The sequence below is a fragment of the Noviherbaspirillum sp. genome (genome assembly GCF_035254685.1).
Classification (GTDB): Bacteria; Pseudomonadota; Gammaproteobacteria; order Burkholderiales; family Burkholderiaceae_D; genus Noviherbaspirillum.
Window position 1 is genome coordinate 11,673 of the sequence record NZ_DATFAI010000037.1, and the last position, 21,217, is coordinate 32,889.

The 21,217-nt window shown below is 61.3% G+C and carries 17 protein-coding genes; 3 read left to right on the forward strand and 14 right to left on the reverse strand.

Annotated features, from left to right (window positions below):
- Positions 1-13 precede the first annotated feature (13 nt).
- From VJ698_RS16120 to VJ698_RS16185, 14 genes are all read right to left on the reverse strand, one after another.
- Positions 14-2,023 carry an acyltransferase family protein gene (locus tag VJ698_RS16120; protein WP_324103809.1) on the reverse strand — a complete coding sequence of 670 codons (2,010 nt, stop codon included), beginning with the start codon at positions 2,021-2,023 and terminating at the stop codon, positions 14-16.
- Positions 2,024-2,319: 296 nt separating this feature from the next.
- A complete protein-coding gene (locus VJ698_RS16125) occupies positions 2,320-3,228 on the reverse strand; it encodes a WecB/TagA/CpsF family glycosyltransferase (RefSeq protein WP_324103810.1) in 909 nt (302 codons plus the stop codon).
- The gene (locus VJ698_RS16130; protein ID WP_324103811.1) at positions 3,158-4,351 is read right to left on the reverse strand and encodes a glycosyltransferase family 4 protein; all 1,194 of its coding nucleotides are present in this window, start codon (positions 4,349-4,351) and stop codon (positions 3,158-3,160) included. Before VJ698_RS16130 ends, VJ698_RS16125 begins: the two co-directional genes overlap by 71 nt.
- 56 nt (positions 4,352-4,407) lie before the next feature.
- Positions 4,408-5,544 (reverse strand): glycosyltransferase family 4 protein, encoded by a 1,137-nt coding sequence (locus VJ698_RS16135; protein WP_324103812.1) that lies wholly within the window; start codon positions 5,542-5,544, stop codon positions 4,408-4,410.
- A gap of 450 nt (positions 5,545-5,994) precedes the next feature.
- Entirely contained in the window at positions 5,995-6,852 is an 858-nt protein-coding gene (locus VJ698_RS16140; protein ID WP_324103813.1) for a glycosyltransferase family A protein, read from the reverse strand.
- Positions 6,849-7,610 carry a glycosyltransferase family 2 protein gene (locus tag VJ698_RS16145; RefSeq protein WP_324103814.1) on the reverse strand — a complete coding sequence of 254 codons (762 nt, stop codon included), beginning with the start codon at positions 7,608-7,610 and terminating at the stop codon, positions 6,849-6,851. The genes VJ698_RS16140 and VJ698_RS16145 overlap by 4 nt, the downstream gene beginning before the upstream one ends.
- An 11-nt stretch (positions 7,611-7,621) precedes the next feature.
- The gene (locus VJ698_RS16150) at positions 7,622-8,851 is read right to left on the reverse strand and encodes a glycosyltransferase family 4 protein (RefSeq protein ID WP_324103815.1); all 1,230 of its coding nucleotides are present in this window, start codon (positions 8,849-8,851) and stop codon (positions 7,622-7,624) included.
- An 11-nt stretch (positions 8,852-8,862) separates the two neighbouring features.
- Complete coding sequence (locus VJ698_RS16155) at positions 8,863-10,356, reverse strand: oligosaccharide flippase family protein (RefSeq protein WP_324103816.1); 1,494 nt, start codon at positions 10,354-10,356, stop codon at positions 8,863-8,865.
- Positions 10,343-11,770, reverse strand: a complete 1,428-nt coding sequence (locus VJ698_RS16160; protein ID WP_324103817.1) for an O-antigen ligase family protein — start codon at positions 11,768-11,770, stop codon at positions 10,343-10,345. The genes VJ698_RS16155 and VJ698_RS16160 overlap by 14 nt, the downstream gene beginning before the upstream one ends.
- Positions 11,771-12,121: 351 nt before the next feature.
- The gene (gene fcl / locus VJ698_RS16165; protein ID WP_324103818.1) at positions 12,122-13,087 is read right to left on the reverse strand and encodes a GDP-L-fucose synthase; all 966 of its coding nucleotides are present in this window, start codon (positions 13,085-13,087) and stop codon (positions 12,122-12,124) included.
- 89 nt (positions 13,088-13,176) lie between these two features.
- Entirely contained in the window at positions 13,177-14,343 is a 1,167-nt protein-coding gene (gmd, locus tag VJ698_RS16170) for a GDP-mannose 4,6-dehydratase (RefSeq protein ID WP_324103819.1), read from the reverse strand.
- 24 nt (positions 14,344-14,367) lie between these two features.
- A complete protein-coding gene (gene galU, locus VJ698_RS16175; protein ID WP_324103820.1) occupies positions 14,368-15,312 on the reverse strand; it encodes a UTP--glucose-1-phosphate uridylyltransferase GalU in 945 nt (314 codons plus the stop codon).
- 24 nt (positions 15,313-15,336) lie between these two features.
- Entirely contained in the window at positions 15,337-15,786 is a 450-nt protein-coding gene (locus tag VJ698_RS16180; RefSeq protein ID WP_324103821.1) for a VanZ family protein, read from the reverse strand.
- Between the two features lie 64 nt (positions 15,787-15,850).
- Positions 15,851-17,257 carry an undecaprenyl-phosphate glucose phosphotransferase gene (locus tag VJ698_RS16185; RefSeq protein ID WP_324103822.1) on the reverse strand — a complete coding sequence of 469 codons (1,407 nt, stop codon included), beginning with the start codon at positions 17,255-17,257 and terminating at the stop codon, positions 15,851-15,853.
- A gap of 464 nt (positions 17,258-17,721) precedes the next feature.
- On the opposite strand from VJ698_RS16185, the gene VJ698_RS16190 reads away from it, so the two are divergent.
- From VJ698_RS16190 to VJ698_RS16200, 3 genes are all read left to right on the forward strand, one after another.
- Entirely contained in the window at positions 17,722-18,123 is a 402-nt protein-coding gene (locus tag VJ698_RS16190; protein ID WP_324103823.1) for a group II truncated hemoglobin, read from the forward strand.
- Between the two features lie 76 nt (positions 18,124-18,199).
- On the forward strand, positions 18,200-19,654 hold the full coding sequence (rmuC, locus tag VJ698_RS16195; RefSeq protein WP_324103824.1) for a DNA recombination protein RmuC: 1,455 nt from the start codon (positions 18,200-18,202) through the stop codon (positions 19,652-19,654).
- A 245-nt stretch (positions 19,655-19,899) separates the two neighbouring features.
- On the forward strand, positions 19,900-21,213 hold the full coding sequence (locus tag VJ698_RS16200) for a hemolysin family protein (RefSeq protein WP_324103825.1): 1,314 nt from the start codon (positions 19,900-19,902) through the stop codon (positions 21,211-21,213).
- The last annotated feature ends 4 nt before the right edge of the window (positions 21,214-21,217 follow it).

The window sequence follows — 21,217 nt, forward strand, 5'->3', positions numbered from 1 at the left end:
CGGGCGCCCGCCTTCAATGTGATGTCACGGCGAGAGGGCGATCGTCAGGTGTGCCCGTTGTTCCGGCGCGAATCACGCCCGGGCGCAGGAAGGGATTGCCTTCCCTCGCAATATATTGATCTCCCAGCAGCGCAGCGGCCCTGGTGTTGATATGGTTGTCGTCCTTGTACAGGGCGATGTTCTGTATGTAGGTCCGGCATTCTGCCTTGTTGCACATGATGCGCTTGGGATCGATCACCAGCACTTCAGGATGTTTTGCCTTGATCCTGTCGATGATCGCATCGGGCGTCGCCTGCGACTGCGCGACGAAGCGGTAGGGAATGTTGCAGTTCTGCTCGGGGCCGATCCAGCCGCGCTTGCGGTAAAGGATGCAGCGCGACAGGTCAGGTTCGTAGTAGGGATTGTCCTTGAATACGACCGGAATGGCTCCTGCCTGCAGGATTTTCTCGACGAGCGCCGGAATGGTCCTGGCAAAGGGGCGCTGCGGTTCTGATGCCCAGAAGCCGGCGACAGCCACATATTTGAAATTGCCCGCCATTTCAAGCAGGTCTTCATTGCGCTTTTCGCAGGCACCGACAGTGTTTGCATCTGACGTGCCGGCCGGTGGAAATTCCGTCGGAAAGCATCCGCCCTGCACGTGGAACACGGCCTTCATGCCGGCATCCTTCGCGAGCTGGTCGATAAAGGGCTTGAAGTGGTTAGCGTGCGAGTCGCCGATGAGGAGGATGTCCGCTTTCTTCTGACTCATGTCGCCGAACGCGCAGTACTGCATCAGGTGCGCCATCGTCACCTTCTGGTAGTCTTCGGCACGAATCGAGCAGGAGCGTGCCAGGTCGCGCTCGAACGAGTAGCTGGAAATCAGGTCACGGATCTCGCTGGAGAAGCGTTCCGGTGCGCCTTCCGTCAAATAGGAATAGAGGCCGATGCTCATGAAAGCCGCTGCCGGCACAAGATAGAGCTGCACGAAAGCCTTGCGGAAGCGGAACGCACCGCTGCGGCGGATCGGGACTTCAACGAACTTCCACGTCAGCCAGGACAGTGCGAAGGCAAGCGCGATCGCGGCCGTGGTGACGGGAAGCGTCAGGGCAATCCTGCGGTAGCGCAGGAAGGAAAAGATCGGCCAGTGCCACAGATAGAGCGAATAGGAAATCAACCCCACGCGCACCATCGCACGGCTGGCGAGGACGGGCCTGAGGATGTTGTCTGCGCTGCCGGCGTAGATCAGCAGCGCAGCACCGATGCAGGGATAGAGCGAGTTGATGCCCGGGTAGGGCATGCCCTGGTTGATCTGGAACACAGATCCCAGCATGAGCGCCAGGCCGGCCGCCGCGAGCAGGTTGGCGAGGATGCCCGGACGGGCAGGAACGCGCTGCGAAATGAACCAGGCGACTGCCCCTATGATGAGTTCGTGCGCGCGCGATGTCAGCAGGAAGTAGGATTTGACTTCGCCCGTTTTCAGCTGCGACAGCGCGACAAAGAGGCAGCCGAGCAGGAGCAATGCGGAGACGACATGCCTCCTCAGATACTTGAACAGGAAGATCAGCAGGATGGGAAAGATGAAGTAGAACTGCTCTTCCACCGACAGCGACCAGGTGTGCAACAAGGGAAATTCTTCGGTGCGCTGGCCGAAATACCCCCAGCTCAGCATCGAGAAAAACACGTTCGATACGAAGGCAAACGATGCGGCCAGCGAGGTCGTGTAGAAGATGTAATCGTTGGGGATGAGCAGATAGGACGACACGGCCAGCGTCGTGACCGCCACCAGAATATACGCCGGAAAGATCCGCTTGATGCGTCGCGTGTAGAACTCCGTGAACGTGAAATTGCCGGCCTCGATGCCCTTGGCGATCAGGCCGGTGATCAGGAATCCGGAAATGACGAAAAAGATGTCCACGCCGACGAATCCGCCTTGCACGAGGCTGGGGTTCGCATGAAAGGCGATGACCGCGAGGACGGCAATGGCCCGCATGCCGTCAATGTCCGGACGATAGCTTTGTCTTGTGGTCGCTGAGGTCACATTCATTCTTGAGGCTCGGGGATGAGAGGTTTCAAGGCGGCGCGAGCACGGTCCTGATCGTGTCTACGGCGGCATGGCCGTTACCGATATCGCGACGCGTTCAATACGGCGGCTCGGCCATGCATAGGCACGTCATCATGCGTTGATGACGACGTGCCTATGATTCCATTTCTGGCTGTTACGCAATTGACATTGCATAAACGTCCGCTTTGAGGTGACGCAATGCAGGTTCCGTGCAGAAACGATTCGCGTGGCAGAAAAAGTGCGCCAAACGCGTCTGCAATTGACTCGTCGCGGTGACTTCAGTCCGGCACGGTGTCGCTCACCGGCACCTTGGTCGTGAGCATCTGGCGCAGGAAGCCCACCACGAACAAGGTGTTGGTGACGAGGTAGCGCTTGAAGAGACGGCGCGGTTCGGAGCCGAGACGATACAGCCATTCCAGGCCGTTGCGCTGCCACCATAAAGGGGCGCGCTTGATGACGCCTGCATGATAGTCGAACGCGGCACCCACACCGATCATCACGGCCGTGACGCGGCCGCGATGGTCTGCCATCCATTTCTCCTGCTTCGGGCAGCCGAGCCCGACGAAAACCACGTTCGCGCCCGAGTCGTTGATCAGTGAGATCACCTGCTCGTCTTCCTCCAGCGAGAGCGGGCGGAACGGTGGTGAATACATGCCGGCGATACGCAACAGGGGATACTTCTTCGCGAGTTCCGCCCGCAGGCGCGCGAGCGTCGCATCGGTACTGCCGTAGAAGAACACCTTGTGGTCGAGACGTTCGGCTTCGGCAAGGTACTTCGTCATCAGGTCCGGGCCATTGATCCTCTCCTGCGACGGATGGCCGAGGCGGCGCAAGGCCCAGGCAATGGGGGCGCCGTCAGGGGTCGCCATGTCGGCGTTGTTCACCGCGATCTTGAATTCGACATCCTGTGTGGTCGTCACGACAGAATGCACATTGCAGATGCAGACATAGCGCGATTCATGCGCCGTGCCCCAATGGGTGATGCGCCCGATCGCCTCATCCCACGACAGCGCGTCAATGAATGCTTCCAGGACGGCCTGGCCTTCACGCGGCCCGGTGTCCTCGCTTTCGCGCGGCGCGGGACTCTCGACTTCGCGCGGTGCGGGATGTTCGCCCTTACGCGATGCGGGATCCTCGCCCTTGCGCAGCGCGGGATTCTCGATATCGTGCTGAAATTGCGTCTTCATAGATGTCCATGAGCATTTCATAATTGCGTTCAGGGGTGTATTGCGCGTCATAGTCGGCGCGGGCCGCGCAGCCCATGCGCGCCATCTGTTCCGGATGGGCTGCTGCCCAATCCATTTTTCGTGCAAGGTCGGCGGGATCGGCAGGATTGAAGAGCAGGCCTGTCACGCCGTCATGCACCATGTCGGCCAGTGCGCCGAGCCGGCTGGCAATAACCGGAAGTCCGCAGGCAAAGGCCTCGACAATGGTGCGCGGCGAATTCTCATAGCAGATGCTGGGCAGCACCAGAAATCGCGCCTTGCCCATGCGTGCCATGATCTCGTCCAGCGTGCGCACGCCGAGATAGCGCTCGCCGAACACCTCGCGGACCGGCGCTTCCATCGGGCCGCCGCCGATGACTTCCACCGTTACCTCGCGCGCCGAGCGCATGGCCGCATTCAGCACGCCAATGCCTTTTTCCTGCGACAGCCGCCCGACATACAGGCCGCCGCTGCGCGTCTCCCAGGACGGCGATTGCGCGGCCTGCACGAAGTTGGGCTTGATCCTGAAGCGCTCCGCGGGCAAGCCTCCCTCGATGTACTTGTCGCGCGCAAAGCGGTTGAGCGCGATGTAGCGCGTCACCCGTTCCCGGTAGGTGCCGATGGCGCGGTGCGTCGCCAGCATCGTCGTGATGACTGCGGACTGCACCGCCGATCCGCGATAGCACTTGCGCGTGACCGCGCGCCACGGCAGCCTGCCGACGCAATCCTCGCAGATCTTCCCGTCGCGCAGGAAGATCGCCTGCGGACAAAGAAGACGGAAATTGTGCAGCGTCTGCACGACGGGCACGTCGTGCTTCGATGCCGCCCAGTACAGCGAAGGTGAAATCAGGGGAAAGGTGTTGTGCACGTGGATCACGTCCGGCCTGAAACGGTCGCACAAGTCGTGGATCTGCGCCGCCGACTGCTGCGACCAGATGGCAGCGACGGCGGCCGCCGGGCGCGACATGCCGTTCAGCGCGTCGTTATGCAGCGCAAAGACCTCGACCTCATGGCCGAAGCGGCGCAGCAGCGCGATTTCGGCCTCGACGACGACGTCCTCGCCTCCGCGGTGCTGGTACGCATTGTGTGCGACAAGTATCTTCATTGTGCTGGCAGGTGACGCGGTATGCGGCGCCGGGGGGCACAGCCGGCGCCGCCGGGTCAGCCGGCTTCGTTCCGGCTTGCCCTGGGTTGTCCTGATTTCGTTTCCGTCAGCGCGAACCGGCAGGCATCGATGATGCCGGCTGCGGCGTGCTCGAAGGTGTAGCGGCTGACCAGTGCGCGGCTGCGCTGGGCGAAGCGCTGGTAGAGCGCCTCGTCCGACAGCAGCAGCGCGGTGTGTTCTATCCAGCGCGCGGCATCCAGCTCGCAGACGAAGCCGTTGTCTGCATTGACGACGAGCTCGCCGATCACGCCGGCATGTGGCGAGACGATCACCGGCAGGCCGGCAGCGCAGGCCTCATTGGCCACCACACCCCACACGTCCTGCGCCGTAGGAAAAAGGAAGATGCGCGCCGAACCGTACAGGGCGGGCAGTTCCTCCTGCGTTGCATGGCCGTAGAATTCCACGTTGACGAGCGAGGACTTGCGCTCGGCTTCCGCGCGGACTTCCTCTTCCTGTTCGCCGGTGCCGATGAACAGGATGCTGACCCGGCGCCCGAGACGCTCTGCCACGCCTTCGGCCACCTCCAGCGCGAACAAGGGATTCTTCTCCTGCACGATGCGTCCACAGAAAACCAGGTCGTGCTTCTTCTCTTCGCTGACGGCGCGCTGTGCGTACATCCCGTTATCGACGCACAGGCAGGACTGGAAGCAGCGGCTGGCCGGCACGCCATAGCTCTGGTACAGGCGCAGGCCGCCGTGGCTGGCGGCGAGGAATGCGCGCGAGCGAGAATAGACGAAGCGGCGAATCATCCGGTGCATGCGGCTCAGGGCGCGCTCGGAACTGTCGGTGCCGTCCGTCATCGGAATGTGCGGAATGCCCTTCAGTTGAGCATAGGCGAAGGCATACAGAAAGGTCGGGTTGAACCCGGTCGTGATGATGACGTCGGGAGAAAGACGATGCAGCACGGCGATGACATCCGGATTGTTGTGGATGAAATTCGAGCCGCGCGTGACAAATCGTTCCTTCAGGAAGACGTGGTTGAAGCGCAGCGGCGGCACGTCCCATTGACGATTGGGCTCGCGCGCGCTGCAGAACACGGCCTGCAGCTCGACGCCCGCCATGTTTCCGATCTGTTCGTAGATAGGGATCCGGAAGGGCGGCGGGTGGTTGGTGATGAGCGCGATCCTGATCATTGGGGCGTTGCGCGTCCGGCTGGATTGCCCGCGCGATTCAATGGAAGATGCAGTGCGCCACTTGTTGCTTTTCGATTCATCCATCCTGAGATAGTGGAGTTGTTCCCGCTTCGCGGGCAATTGCTCCGCAAAACAATTCGTCGCCGTGACGGTCTTTCGGTTTGATGTAGGTCCGTTCATCCGGTTGCGCTTTTTTCCTGTGATGTCGATCCCGCGCAATGCGAGCTGATGTTCAGATTTTGAGCGTGAAGAATTCTCCCGATCCGGCCTACATCAAACACGATGAATTTCTCTGCGGTCTGTTTTGTAACTTAATGTGTACACAATAGATCACCCCTTGCAGCTCCGGATTGACGCTGCACAGAGGGAATCGAAATGGGCTTCGCGGGTCGGAACTTTTCGAGGGGGCGTGCTTTCAGGCGGTTCGCCTGTGCACGCGTGGCACGGCACTCAAGGCTTGATGCGCCGCCATCCCCGCAGGCCGTCGATACGGCCCAGCATCGTTGCAACACCGAGCGCGAGCTCCGCGCCGAAGGATCCCTTCAGCAAGGGCCGCAGCACCGGCGCCGCCAGGCCGCGGGCAATGACCCACGCGGGCAGGCGGTGCTTGGCGTACAGTGCGCCCGTGCCACGCGCGCGGTGGCGCACTGCAAGCCGTGCCTGCGGCGTGGCTTGCAGTGTCTCCGACCTCACGGCGTGATGCACTTCCGCCAGCGGTTCATAGGCAATGAGCGCGCCGTTGCGCAGCGCGCGCAGGACGAAATCGGTTTCCTCGCCGGCGCCGAACCATTGTCCGATGCCCAGGCGTGCATCGAATCCACCGATCTTTCGCGCCAGATCGCGATCGCAGAACAGGGTGATGGAACTGACCGGAATATCGCGGAAGGCGCGCGAGCGCTCCCACGACAAGGAGGATGCGGCGAGCGGCTGCTCGTCCGCTTCCACCCAGCGCACAATGAGGCCGGAAGGCTTGTCGGTGCTGGCGAAGCGGCTCCCCACGCGCTCCAGGACGCGCGAGTCGTACCAGCAGTCGTCGTCCGGAAAGCCCAGCCATCTTCCCTTTGCGGCTTCGATGCCGGCGTTGCGCGCGGCGGCAAGATTGGGTGGATGGTGCTTCAAGTGCCTGACGGCGATGCCGAGATAGCGCGCACGATCCAGGTGCGCCTGCAGGCGATCATCATTGTTCTGGTCCACGACAACCACTTCGAAATTGCTGTACGTCTGCGCGGCAAGCGATTCGAACAGGCGGTCCAGTTCATCCGTGCGGCCCACGGTCGCGAGGATCAGCGAAATTTCGGGCCGTCTCATGCGTGACCTTTCGCCTGAAGAATGCGGCGCCGGCGCACGAAATAGCGCGCGTAGTGCGCGATCCGCTCGATCGGGTTATTGCTGGCATAGGCAAGGCGCACGCGGAAATCTTCCGCCATCGCGGCCAGGCGGGTGCGCGAGGAGGTGGACAGGCTGCCCTCATGCTCGCGGAAGGCCGTGAGCGCCTCGTCCAGTTGCACCGGTTCGCTGATGGTCGCCAGCTTCAGCCAGAGGTCATAGTCCATCGCATACTTGAGCGTGGTGTTGAATCCGCCCGCGCGCATCATCAGCTCGCGCCGCACGAAGGCGGCGGGGTGTGGCACGAAATTGCCGCGCAACAGATTGCGATAACTGAAGCGCGGTGCCACGTAGCTGTCGGGACGCAGCTCATGTCCGATCAGCGCCATCGTGCGCCCGAACAGCCAGCCGCGCCCGCTCTCCTCAAGGTGGCGTGCGACGGTCGACAGGATGTCCGGCCGCAGGTAATAGTCATCCGAGTGCAGGTAGGCGATCACGTCGCCGGTGGCAATGCTCAGGCCCTGGTTCATGGCGCGGCTCACGCCGCCGCGCACGTTCTCCAGCAATTTGTAGGGACGCTGCAGCGCGTGGATCATGTCGAGCGTGCCGTCGGTGGAACCGCCGTCGACAAAGATGTATTCAATGTGCGGATAGTCTTGCGCCAGCACCGATGCGATCGATTCGCCGAGGTAGCGCTCGCTGTTCCAGGTGCAGGTAATGACGGAAAAAGTAAGTGCCATGGACAAACCTGTTAACGAATGGAGTGGCCCGGAGGGAGCCGGTAAATATGCAATAACTTTTGCGCCGCAAGGTCGGCACTGCCCAGGCCTTCCGGTGCAAAGCCAAATTGTGTCTGCGGATCGAAGGCGATCAGGTCATCGACCAGCGATGCCATGTCCGGATGCAGCCGCAGCTGCCCCGGAGCGGCCTGGTAGGCGACGAGCTCGGGCGTGCCGCCGCGTTGCAGGGCGAAGGTCGGCTTGCCGAGGAACAGGCCTTCGAGCACGGTCGTGGCGCAGGACTCCTCGCAGACAGAGGGCACCACGACGGCCGACGATGCGGCTGCAAGCTTGAGGGTCTTGTCCGGGGGGCACCAGCCGAGGAACTGGACCTGACTGCTTTCGAACATCTTGCGCAGCCGCGTTTCATCGCCGCCATCGCCGACGATGGTCAGTCGCATGTGTGCGGGCAGGCGAGGGGTAAGCGCCTGCAGGAATTTCTCGATGCCCTTGGCCGGATACAGCTTGGAAGCGATGAACACATGAAAGCCCGCGGGTGGAGGAAGGCGGCTTGCCGCCTCGCGAATTTCCTCCAGCAAGGTGCGATCGACAAAGTTGTGAACGGTGGCGCCCCAAGGTCCCGGCCCGAGCGTGCGGGAAAGATTCTTCTGCAGCAGGTCCGAAACGAACACCGTCTTGTGCCGGCGAAAGCTCTTGGCAACTTCGTCGCGGTAGCGGGAAACGGCGATCGCCGACACCGTGCGCTGCACCGCGTTCGGCTTCTCTGTCAGGCAGTGGGCGCAATCGCCGGGAACGAGTGTGCTGCACACCTCGCCGTTACGAAAGCGCGTATGCCGGAAACAGTCGCTGCCCTGGTCATGCCGCGTCTGGATAAAGTTGATGCTCTCCGGGATGAACAGCGCGACATTCGGCACGTGGCCGTGATAATGCACGACGTCATAGTTCGGCGCGTGGCGCATGATGATCGACGCGAAGCGCTTCGCAAGCACGGTGCGCTTGAGCGGCATGTACATGCCAAGGCTCACCTCTTTCCATCCCGCATGGAATCCATTGAGCTCCCCGATGAAATGTCCGCCGAAATTTCCTTCCTCGCCGCAGACCGAAATCGGGTGTTCGTCATTGCCAAGCAGGTCGACTTTATGGCCCGCGCGCACGAGTGCGCGCGCCAGGTTAAGGGCGTGCTTGGCGAGACCACCCATGTTGGGATAGGGAATGTCTTCGCTGGCGATAAGAATCCGCATTGATACCATCCTCAGGAACGAAGGCGCCGGGCAAAGGCAAGCATGGCGGCGCGCTCCTCCACGCCGACAATGAAATAAAGACCGGCCATCGTCAGCGCAAGCATTGCTGCACAGACGATGGCAACCGTACTGGCGACGCCTGCCGGCATCAGCCACTTGAGCGGCACCAGTACGGCGATGACAATCGCGCCGATGGCAAGGCTGCGCCCGAATCCTGTGCGCAGCGCTTCACCGAAGGTGACCGGCACGGTGCGGCCATGGACGAAAACCAGGAAACTCAGGCCCAGCGTCAGCGACGCCAGGAGATGTCCGCTCGCCGCGCCGACGATGCCGCCCCAGAGCGTGCCGAAGTAGACCGTGGCGATGCCGAACACGCCATTGGCCAGCGCGAAGCGGCCCGTGATGCGCGGATGGCCGAGCGCGTCGTTGACGAGCGACGGAATGTTGGTCAGCGAGTCGACCAGCAGGGCAACGGTCATAAGCACCAGCACCGGATAACCGTTCTGCACGAAGGCTTCGCCGACCCAGCGCCGCAGGAATTCGTCGCCGGCAAGGACGATGGCGCCCAGCGCCGCAATGTTGATGTAGGTGACGTAGCGCATGACCACGAGATATACCGGCCGCAATTCATTGATGCGGCCCGCACCGGCAAGCGCCGAGGCACGCGGATAGATCACGCTGGAGAGCCTGTAAGTCAATCCGAGGATACGGCCGGCAAGCGTGACAGGGACGGTATAGAAGGTGAGCGCAACCGGCCCGGCAATCGCGCCGACGATCAGCTTGTCCGCATGCTGGTGCAGGGTCGATGCGATCTTGCTCAGGTAGGCGTAGGCACTGAAGGAGGTCAGCAGCGTGCGTACTTCCTTGCGCGGCCAGCAGGGAGCAAGGCCAAGGTCGAAGCCGCGGATCAGCCATATCAGGTACAGCAGGTTGGTGACGGCAACCGCCACGCGTGCGGTGATCACGCCGGTGACGCCGGTGCCCGCCAAGGCGGCGGCGACCGAGGCAAGGTTCACCAGCACGCCGAAGAACGCCTCGCTCTGCGCGGAGCGATCGTAACGCTGCAGGGCTTGCGGCACGACCAGCAGGTAGTTTTGCGCTTGCGACAGCGCGAACCCAAGCGCACCGATCCGGAACGCTTCTACTGTTGCCTCGCGCATGCCGGGCGTGACATCGAAGAAGTGATCGATCAGGGCCTGTGCGCCGAAGAAGAGGGCGAGCGCGCCAACCAGCCCGAGCAGGCCATAGAACATGATGCCGAACCAGAACGTTTCGGCAAAGCGGGTACGATCGCCGGCCGCATGATGCTCGGAAAGATACTTGATCGCGCCGGCGCTCAGGTTGACGTCGAGGACGCCGAAGTAACCGATCACCGATCCGACCAGCGTCACGATGCCGAATCCTTCGACACCGAGCGCATGGATCAGCAGTGGCACGGTCGCCAGGGCGACCACCATCGGCACGGCCGAGCCGGAGAGGTTCCAGAGGGAATTACGCAGCAGCATAGTGGGCTTGTTGGTAGAGATAGCGACGGATCTGGTAGTTGTGTATGCCGACGGCGACAAAAGGCATCGCGAGCACAAGCCCGAGATCCATCATGCTCCGGAATTCGATGATCGGCGTGCCGATCAGCAGGGTCGGGATCCAGAACAGGAAGCCTGCGAAGCCGGCATCGGCGATCAGGTGCGCATTGCCGCTGAGATAGCGCCGATGCTTGAAGTAGAAGGAAACATAGGCTGCGAGGATGCAGCAGAACAGGATCAGACCGACGATGCCTGTCTTGAACAGCACATGCCCGAAGCCGCTGTGCACGAAGCTGAAGTCGTTGCCATGGTAGGACAGCGCATCCTTGTCACCGATGAAGGTGCCCCAGGTGCCGCGTCCGAACAGCCAGTTGCCGTCCATGCTTTGCGCGGCGGCGTACAGTTCGTAGAAGCGGTTCTCCTTGATGCCGCCGCGGTCGGGTGCGATATCGTAGATCAGCGATTCCAGGACACCGCCACCATCGGCAGCGAACTGCAGCCGCTGCTGGAAGAAGATGGATGCCACTCCGGCCAGGGCCACCGCCGCGACCAGGGCAAAAAAGAATTTGCGTTTGCCCGGCAACTGCAGGAACAGGAAACCAAGCATGAGCGCGAGGCCGATGAGCGAAGAGCGGCGGAAGGACAGCGCCACCGCAGCGATTTCCAGGCCGATGAACAGCAGCATGAGGATGCGCGTGTACCAGGCCAGCTTCACCTCCGGCTTTGTCAGCAGCCAGGCGGCGCAGAACGCGGCCAGCGAGGCGACGAAGTTGTCGTTGATGTCGAAGAAGAAGATCTTGATGTCGAGTCCTTCGAAGTTGCGGTAGGGGTTGGCGCTGTCGCCGTCGAACAGGAAATAGCGCACCGCGCCGAAGGCTGCACGAACGCCGGCGAGCACGAGGATGATGGCCAGCAGTCGCACTGAATCCTTGTCGCTCTCGAAAGCCATGATCACGATGTACATGAATATCAGCATGTTCAGGATGTTGAACACGCCGTTGTAGCCGAGGATGACGTTCAGGTCGATGCCAGCCATGAGCCCCATCACGACATGCGCTAGCAGCAGGAAAATGAAGGCGACGAAATATTTCGATATGGGCGGCGCAAGTTGCGGGCTATGCGGATTGGCCAGCCGCTTGAGGAATGCCGTGAAGCCGGATACCAGCAGGATCAGGTTGAGCAGCGAGAAATAGAATATCCCTGCGCCGCGCGAGTAGAGAGTTGCTTCCTGCTCGATCTGGCCCCAGGTCGAATCGGAAAACAGAAACAGCACGCCGATGAAGCCGAACACGATCAGCTTGGGCGCCTTGATGAAAATCCCTGCAATCACAGGAATGACGAAGAGGGCGGCAAGAAGATTGAAAAATATCTCGCCTGGTGAAAGTGCTGGTGTCATGGCTGTGTTCAGTGAGTTGAACGGATCTCCAATCGGGCATGATCACGATTGGTATAACGAGGGCGTTTTGGGCAGGCTCTTATGGTATGCATCCATCTTTGCAACTTGCATTCGAGGGCGGGTGCCCGTGGTTGATCTTGTCGTACACCTCCCCCGTTATCCCCGTGCGCACACGGGGACCCATAATGAGCTCGATCGCAAGTCGGGCATATGCGCCTACGCCTTCGCGGGAGCGACGGAGAAGGTGCACTGCCCAGCATGCTGACCGCGCCGACATTCAGGCATTCCGGCAGTCACTCAGCGTCTCTGGATCGTGCCTGCACCTCTCCCCGATGCCGTACCTGACGATGCCTATGGCCGATACTCGGTCTTGAAGCATTCGTAGGTTTCCTTGATGCCTTCACCCAGACGCATGCCGGGCCGCCATCCGAGGGAGGTCAGCTTTGCCGTGTTCATCAGCTTGCGCGGCGTGCCATCCGGCTTGCTTGCATCAAACTCAATGGCACCGGTGAAGCCCACCGCTTTTCTTATGATCTCGGCAACTTCACGTATTGTGACGTCCTCGCCTGTGCCCACATTGATATGGGACAACATCGGTGTCGTGTGCTTTTCATAGGTAGCGCGATCGAGCTCCATGACATGCACGCAGGCATCAGCCATGTCATCGACATACAAGAATTCGCGACGCGGCGTTCCCGTTCCCCAGATCACCACCTTGTCCGCGCCGGCCAGCTTTGCTTCATGGAAACGGCGTATCAGTGCGGGAATCACGTGACTGTTTTCCGGATGGTAGTTGTCGCCCGGACCGTACAGATTGGTCGGCATCACGCTGCGGAAATCGGTGTTGTACTGGCGGTTGTAGCTCTCGCACATCTTGATGCCGGCGATCTTGGCGATGGCATAGGGCTCATTGGTCGGCTCCAGGGAACCCGACATCAGATACTCTTCCCTGATCGGCTGCTCGGCGAGCCGCGGATAGATGCACGACGAGCCGAGGAACAGCAGACGCTTGACGCCCGCGCGCCATGCTTCATGGATGACGTTTGCCTGCACCATCAGGTTGTCGTAGATGAACTCGGCAGGATAAGTGTTGTTCGCATGGATGCCGCCCACGCGCGCGGCGGCGAGGTACACCTCGTCGATCTGCTCATTGGCGAAGAAGGCGCGCACCTGCTCCTGGTCCGTCAGTTCCAGCTCCGCATGGGGGCGCGTGACGATATTGTTGAAGTCGCGCTTGTGCAGCGCGCGCACGATGGCCGAGCCGACCAGGCCGCGATGGCCGGCAACATAGATGCGTTTGTTCAGGTTGGACTTCATTTTTCACTTCCTCTCGATGGATTTGCGGGCCGGCTTCAGGCCGCCGGCGGTCCGGCCGGGGACGCTCGCGGGAAGCGTCCCCCTGATATTCATTCCTGGTAGTTGCCGGGCACGTTGGCGGTCTGGCTGAGTTGCAGATCCTTGCTGGCGGCGTCAAGATCCGTGCGCACCATTTCACCGACCAGATCGTCGAATGACACGGTCGGGTGCCATCCGAGCTTGTCGCGCGCCTTGCTCGCATCGCCGACCATGCAGTCCACTTCCGTTGGACGGAAGTAGCGCGGATCGACACGCACAATGACCTGGCCCGGCTGAACGCCCGCGTGGACGCGCGAGGTGACGACGGTGGCCGTCTCATCGACGCCGCGTCCGTTCCATCGCAGTACGATGCCCAGTTCCGCTGCCGCTGCGGTGACGAACTCGCGCACGCTGTGCTGGACGCCGGTTGCGACAACGAAGTCCTCGGGCGTGGCCTGCTGCAGCATCCTCCATTGCATCTCCACGTAATCGCGCGCATGTCCCCAGTCGCGTTGCGCGTCAAGATTGCCGAGGTAGATGCAGTCCTGCATGTTCAGGACGATGCGCGCGAGGCCGCGCGTGATCTTGCGCGTGACGAAGGTCTCGCCGCGCAGGGGCGATTCATGGTTGAACAGGATGCCGTTGCAGGCGTACATGCCGTACGCCTCGCGATAGTTCACGGTGATCCAGTAGGCGTACAGCTTGGCTATCGCATAGGGGCTGCGCGGACGGAAGGGCGTGGTTTCGCGCTGCGGAAACTCTTGGGTGAGCCCGAACATTTCGGAAGTCGACGCCTGGTAGAAGCGGGTCTTCTTCTCAAGCCCGAGCTGTCGCACGCTTTCGAGTATCCGCAAGGGGCCGAGCGCATCGGCATTCGCCGTGTACTCTGGCTCTTCGAACGACACTGCGACATGGCTCTGCGCGGCGAGGTTGTAGATCTCGTCCGGTTGCGTCTGCTGGATGATGCGCCAGAGCGAAGATGAGTCCGTCATGTCGCCGTGGTAGAGGATGAATCGCCGTTCCGTCTCCTGCGGTCCTTCGTAGAGGTGGTCGATGCGATCGGTGTTGAAGCGTGAGGTGCGGCGCTTGAGGCCATGCACGATATAGCCCTTCGACAGCAGCAGTTCGGCGAGGTAGGCGCCGTCCTGGCCGCTGATGCCGGTGATGAGCGCCACCTTGGGCGTGTGGCCGGAGCGGGAGGGCACCAGGTGCTCCGGCATCTTCGGATTGGTGGTCATTGCGTTGTCCTTCCTGTCCATGGCTTAACCCGTGCAGGCGATCGCTTCGGCCGGAAGCGGTTGGAGGGATGAGGAGTGCGGCTGCGCGGCATGCTGCGCAAACGGAAGGCCTTGCAGGAACGCACGGAATTCTTCACGCACCTCGGGATGGCGAAGCGCGAACTGCACCGTCGCTTCCAGGTAACCGATCTTGCTGCCGCAGTCGTAGCGGATGCCTTCGAACTGATACGCGTACACCGACTCCTCCCGCAGCAGGGAGGCGATGCCGTCGGTGAGCTGCAGCTCGCCGCCAGCACCGGGGCGCACCTTGCGCAGGTGGTCAAAAATGGCCGGCGTCAGTATGTAGCGTCCGACGACGCCGAGCGTGGAGGGCGCGTTCTCGGGAGCGGGTTTTTCAACGATGCCGTGCAGCCGGATCAGGCGCTCCTCGCAGGCACTGCCGGCAACCACGCCATACGAACGGCTGTGTTCGCGCGCGATGTTCTCGACGCCGATCAGGCTGTGGCCATGCTTCTCGTACAGTTCGGTCATCTGGCGAAGCACCGGGGTCTGTCCGTCGAGAAGGTCATCGGCAAGGATCACTGCGAACGGCTCGCCGCGTACCAGGCGCTCGGCGCACAGCACGGCGTGGCCCAGTCCCAGCGCTTCGGCCTGCCGCACATAAAAGCATTCCACGTTATCGGGCTTGATCCCGTGCAGCACGTCCAGCAGGGATTGCTTGTTGCGCGCTTCGAGTTCGGCCTCCAGTTCGTAGGCCTTGTCGAAGTGGTCTTCGATCGCGCGCTTGTTCCTGCCTGTGACAAAAATCATTTCGGTGATACCGGCGGCGACGGCTTCCTCGACTGCATACTGGATCAAGGGCTTGTCGACGATCGGCAGCATCTCTTTCGGGCTCGCCTTGGTTGCGGGCAGAAAGCGGGTGCCGAGCCCCGCGACCGGAAAGACTGCTTTCGTAATCTTTTTGTTCATGGCCTTCCTTGCAAAAAAAGGATCTCAGGGCGCCGGCTTTCGGCTGTGCCGCATGTCCTCTGGTGATCGTTGCGCCGCTTCGCGCAAGGGAACAGGAGCAAACCATTGCGCGACGATGAGGAAGGCGACGCATGCCATCGCGGCATACATGTCGAACTTCCAGTCCATCCAGCTCGCATTGCGGTAAGGCATCAGCGACTGCAAGCCCTCGTCGGTTCCACCGAGCAGGCCGATGACTAACAGCGTCAGCACTGCGCGCCGCGTCGGGCTGCCATGCGCTGCGCCCCAGACCAGGCATGCCAGGACGGCGTACGCAAAGAAATGCAGCAGCTTGTCGTAGACGACAGCGGACACCGCCTGCGCGTTGCCTGGAATGGCGCCCACGCCGATCAGCAGCGAATAGAAGGCTGCGGCGGCGACCAGGTAATGCCGTGGCGTCATGAAGGAGAGCGGTGACATGATGGGATTGCGCATGAGGGTTCTGCCTGTCGTCTGTCGTAAGTCATCGCGGTGCGCCCGCACCCGGCCCGGCCCGGCTTCAATACGCATTCGTCCCTGTCCACCCCTTGAACGCGGTCCAGATGATGATCCGGATGTCCATCCAGAGCGACCAGTTCTGGATGTAGTGCAGGTCGAACTTCACGCGCGCGGCCATCTTGTCGACCGTGTCGGTCTCGCCGCGCAGACCATGTATCTGCGCCCAGCCCGTGATGCCAGGCTTCACGCGATGGCGCAGCATGTACGTCTCGAGCAGGTCCTTGTACATTTCGTTGTGCTGAAGCGCGTGCGGACGCGGCCCTACCACCGACATGTCACCGAACAGCACGTTGATGAACTGCGGCAATTCATCGAGGCTGGTGCGGCGCAGGAAGGCACCGATCGAGGTGATGCGCGGGTCGTTCTTCGTTGCCTGCGTCACCTTGTCCTTTTCTTCATGCACCTTCATCGTGCGGAACTTGTAGACGTTGAAGGTGCGTCCGTTCAGGCCCAGGCGTGGTTGCCTGAAGAACACGGGGCCGGGCGACGAGCGCTTGATGGCGATCGCGATCACGATGAACAGCGGAAGCAGCAGCACAAGCGCGACGGTCGCAAACACGCGGTCGAAGATTTCCTTGACGATGCCATTCAGCCCGCTCGAAATCGGCTGGTTCAGGTCGACGGCCGGCAGGCCGAGGAAGTTGCCGATCTTGTTGCTCAGCATCTGCACGCCTAGGATGTCCGGCACCCAGCGGATGTCGACCAGGGTATTGCGGAGCAGGTACTGCAATTCCTGCAGCTTGGGCGAGGCCAGCAGCGGCAGCGTGATCCATATTTCGTGGATATGGTTCGCCTCGACGTAGGAGGGAATGTCCTCCAGGCTGCCAAGGTGCGCCACGGAAGGATCGAGGATCTTGCCTGCATCTTCCGGCGCGGCATGCACAGCCTTGACGTCGTATCCTGCCCAGTCCTGCTCCATAGCGCGGCGATGCATTTCTCGCCCTGTGCTGCCGTAGCCGACGATCACCACGCGCTTGTTGTTCAGCCCCTTTGTGCGCAAGAAGCGCAGCGCAAAGTAGGCGGCGGCCCGGTACGTCACGAGGAAAGCGACGCCAATGCCGTACCAGTAGAACATCCAGAGACGGGAGACGTTGCCGACATGGTGGATCAGGAAGCTGAAGAACAGGCCGATCAGCAGAACCAGCGCCCACGACGCGGCGAGGCGCAAGAACATGTCCCACAGAGAACGGCCGCGCCACGAGCCGTACAGGTCGAGCTGCGGAAACACGAGAAATGCCAACGCACAGCCGAAGTGCAGGAGCACGACATGAATCGGCGGCGTTTCGCTCAAGGGAATATGGAAATGGATCAGACCAGCGACGGCCCCGGCAATCTCGAGCACCAGGATATCCATGAGCCGCATTGACAGTTCCAACCGGGAAGAATTGGTGATGATGAAATCTCGCATGGCGTTTCTGTCGTTTCGTCGGTTACAACAATCTCAAAACCATCGACAATCGATTGCGGTATGCTCGCCGCAAGGCGCTCGCTTCCGTGCGCTCTGGCGACACCGTTTCCGGGCGATACAAGCCTGTCTATGTGGATATCAAGTTGTCGAAATCTGACCTCTGGTGGCTAAAATTGTTATTACCTTTTAGACAATGGTAATCACTAAAGAACCTGAGAATTTGCTAAGTCGTGTTTGCTTGCGTACGCTCAAACACGCGGTTGCTGGGCGTCAAACTTGCCTTTGCGAAGGATCAAATTCGCCAGTCTGCTTTCCTTGAGGACAGTGAAATTTCCGCGCAGTACTGCATCGACAGCGGGATCAGAGATGAATACTTGCCCTTGCGATCGTTGAGAATTATTGCGAAGTCGTTGCGTTCGGGAACTTGATTCCTCGGAGACACCCAATGCGCTATCATTCGTGCCATGGCAACTGAAGATTCCCAACAACAGTCGGCATTCGAGCTGGTAGGCGGCAGCGAGAAGCTGCGCGAACTGGTCGACCGTTTCTACGACCTGATGGACCTCGAAGCGGAATTCGCCGGCATCCGCGCGATGCATCCTGCCAACCTCGACAGCTCGCGCGACAAGCTCTACTGGTTTCTTTCCGGCTGGATGGGCGGCCCCGACATGTATATCGAACGCCTGGGGCATCCGCGCCTTCGCGCGCGCCATCTCCCGTATGCCATCGCGTCAGGTGAACGCGACCAGTGGCTGCGATGCATGGCGCTTGCCATGCAGGATGTCGGCATGCCGCAGCAGCTGCAGGAGCGCCTGATGCAATCCTTCTACCAGACCGCCGACTGGATGCGTAACAAGGCAGGCTGACTGCCGCGCAGCCGGAAACGCGCCCAACGTCAAGCGCACCCAACTTCAAGCGCACCCAACCTCAATCCATCATTTCATGAATTCCATCGAACTCATCCTCCTCCTGCTGGGCGCAGTCATCGTCATCCTGCAGATCATCCTCGTCATGCGTTCTCGCAACGGCGATGCCGCTACCCAGTTGATGCAACTCCAGAGCGAGCTGCAAGGTCACCAGCAGCAGACCGGCGAACGTATCGAACGCGAGCTGCGCAACCAGATGCAGACCAGCGCGCAGGGAACGCGGCAGGAACTGAGCGGAAACCTGCACCAGTTCCAGCAGGCACTGACGACGCAGCTGACCAGCGTCGCCACCATTCAGAACAACCAGATCGATACCTTCGCACAGCAGCTTGCCAAGCTGAACGAGGTCAATGCGCAGCAACTGGAAGCGATGCGCGAAGCCATCGCATCGCATGCAAAGGCAGGCCGCGAGGAGCAGGCGGCGGCAATGAAACGTTTCGGCGACACGCTGAACCAGACGCTCGCCACGCTGACTGAATCGAACGCGCAACGCATGGCCGAAGTGCGCTCTACGCTCGAAGCGAAGATCAAGGACCTGCAGAACGACAACGGCGCGCGGCTCGAAGAAATGCGCAAGACGGTGGACGAGAAACTGCATGCGACGCTGGAGCAGCGCCTGGGCGAATCCTTCAAGCTGGTTTCCGACCGTCTTGAAAAAGTGCACCAGGGCCTCGGCGAGATGCAGCAGCTCGCAATCGGCGTCGGCGACCTCAAGCGCGTGCTGACCAATGTGAAGACGCGCGGCACATGGGGCGAAGTGCAGCTCGAAATGCTGCTCGAACAGGTCCTCACGCCCGACCAGTATGCGAAGAACGTGGAAACCGTGCCCGGCTCCGGCGAGCGCGTGGAATTTGCCGTGAAGCTGCCAGGGCAGGACGATGGCGCGCGACCGGTCTGGATGCCGATCGATGCCAAGTTCCCCAAGGAGCAGTATGAACGCCTGGCCGAAGCCGCCGAGCTGGCGGATGCCGAGGGCGTTGCCGCCGCCGGCCGCGAACTCGAGCGCGCCGTGCGCCTGGAGGCAAAGACGATCGCGGAGAAATACCTGTCGCCGCCGCTCACCACCGATTTCGCCATCCTGTTCCTTCCCACTGAAGGACTGTACGCTGAAGTGATGCGCCGGCCCGGACTGGCCGATGAGCTGCAGCGGATATGTCGCGTGAGCATCGCCGGCCCGTCGACCTTGTCGGCCTTGCTCAACAGTCTGCAGATGGGATTCCGTACACTGGCGCTTGAAAAGCGCTCGTCGGAAGTCTGGCAGGTGCTGGGCGCGGTCAAGACCGAGTTCGGCAAATTCGGCGATGTGCTGGCGGCGACCAAGACCACACTGGAGCGGGCGGCAAAGAACATCGAGCAGGCGGAAACCCGCACCCGCCAGATGTCGCGCAAGCTGAAGTCCGTCGAGGCCTTGCCGGTAGAGACGGCGCAGTTGTTGCTCGGAACGGATGGCTCCGAGGCGAGCGAGGAATAGCAACCGTGAGGGCAACCGTGGAGGGCGGCATCGACAGTCACAAAAGCAATGGCAGTAGCGGCAGTAATCCGGCTATCCGGCATTCTGCAAATGCACCACGAGCACGTCAGCGCACGACAAGCCTGGCATGCAGTATCGATGATTGTTTCCCGGCGTCTGCAAGCCTGCACGGACAGCCGACGCGGAAGCTTGCATATCCCGTTAATGGATCGGATGCATTCCGATCGCGAGGCAGGACATAACTTATGGAAATCGCGATACTTCTTGGCCTGATTCTCATCAACGGCGTCTTCGCGATGTCGGAGATCGCGCTCGTCACGGCACGCAAGGCGCGCTTGCAGAAGCTGGCGGAAAGCGGCGACGCATCGGCACAGGCAGCCATGGAACTCGGCGACGATCCGAACCGGTTCCTGTCCACCGTACAGATCGGGATCACCTCCATCGGCATCCTGAACGGCATCGTCGGTGAAGCGACGCTCGCCTATCCCTTCAGCGTCTGGCTGCAGCATATGGGCGTGGAGGTGCGCGTCTCGGAGTATCTGGCCACGGTACTGGTGGTCGTATCCATCACCTATTTTTCGATTGTGCTCGGCGAGCTGGTGCCGAAGCGCATTGGCCAGATCAGCCCCGAACCGATCGCGCGCCTCGTGGCTCGTCCCATGCTCCTGCTGGCGGCGATGACCAAGCCTTTCGTGCGCCTGCTTTCCGGCTCGACGCAACTGGTCCTGCGCACCTTCGGCGTGACCGAGCGCACCGAGCCCAGCGTGACGCAGGAAGAAATCAACCTGATGCTCGCAGAAGGTTCCAGCGCAGGCGTGATCGAAAAACACGAGCACCAGATGGTGCGCAACGTGTTCCGCCTGGACGACCGCCAGATCGCGTCGCTGATGGTGCCGCGCAGCGAGATCGTCTGCTTCGACGTGAACGACCCGGTGGAAGACAACCTCGTGCGCTTCGAGGAGAGCGACCACTCGCGCTATCCGGTCGTACGCGGCGGCTGGGACGAAGTGCTCGGCGTTGCCAACGCGCGCCAGTTGCTGGCGCAGACGCTGCGCGGCGAAAAGCCGAGCCTGACCGAGAACCTGCAGCCGGCAGTGTTCGTGCCCGAGTCGCTGACCGGCATGGAGCTGCTGGAGAACTTCAAGAATTCCGGCGTGAAGCTGGCGTTCGTCGTCGATGAATACGGCGAAGTGCAGGGCATTGTCACGCTGCAGGATGTGATGGAAGCGATCACCGGCGAATTCAAGACCCATCGCGCCGAGGATGCCTGGGCAGTTCAGCGCGAGGATGGGTCGTGGTTGCTGGATGGCCTCATACCGATTCCCGAACTGAAGGACCGCCTCGGCCTCAAGGGTGTGCCCGAAGAAGAGCGGGGACGCTACAACACCCTGAGCGGGATGCTCATGCTGCTGCTCGGCCGCATACCGCAGACAACGGATCGTTGCGATTGGGAAGACTGGACTTTCGAGATCGTCGACCTTGACGGCAAGCGCATCGACAAGGTGCTGGCCACGCAAAAAGTCTCGCCGGAGGAAAGCCTGCTGCTGCCGCCGCCCTGACGGG